The organism is Vibrio sp. 1401, assembly GCF_033340295.1.
On record NZ_JAWOWF010000583.1, the window covers coordinates 1 to 591 of the forward strand.

At 41.5% G+C, this 591-nt stretch carries 2 protein-coding genes; both read right to left on the minus strand.

What is annotated here, in order from left to right:
• On the minus strand, positions 1 to 100 hold a 100-nt coding region (locus R7Z77_RS26965), incomplete at its 3' end, for a transposase (RefSeq protein WP_318137254.1).
• Between the two features lie 203 nt (positions 101 to 303).
• Positions 304 to 591, minus strand: a 288-nt coding sequence (gene yciH, locus R7Z77_RS26970) for a stress response translation initiation inhibitor YciH (protein WP_318137253.1), incomplete at its 5' end; no start/stop codon positions are given.

Genomic DNA, 591 nt, shown 5'->3' on the forward strand with positions numbered 1-591 from the left:
TCCCTAAGCGGTTGGCAACATCAGCCACACTATGACCTTTTTCCGTGACCTGTTTTACCGCTTTAATTTTAAATTCTTCTGGATATCTTTTGCTGCTCATAAGCACCTCTCTGTTAGTCATTTTGTCTAACTAAAAGGTGTCTATCAAGTCGGTGGCTATTCATTACCATAAAATAGCTAATATCGATCTATCAATCTGCGATTGCTTGTTCTTCAATTAGCAAGTTGTTTATTGCAAATAAAAATGGCGTCTAATCATATAGACGCCGTTTCTAGTTTATCTGAGATTTGAACGTCAGGAATTTAGCCACCGGCTAGTTTTACTGTCATGCCTTTCTTTTCAAGGTGTGTTTTGATCTTATCTCTTGCGTCACCTTGAATTTCGATGGTGCCATCTTTGACTGAACCGCCACAACCGCATACTTTTTTAAGCTCTGCAGCGAGCAGTTTCAAAGGCGCGTCGTCTAGGTCTAATCCTGAAACGATACAAACGCCTTTGCCTTTACGGCCTTTGGTTTGGCGCTGAATACGAACAATACCGTCGCCTTTAGGACGAGCTATTTTTTCTTCTTCCGGTTTAATGCGTCCGGT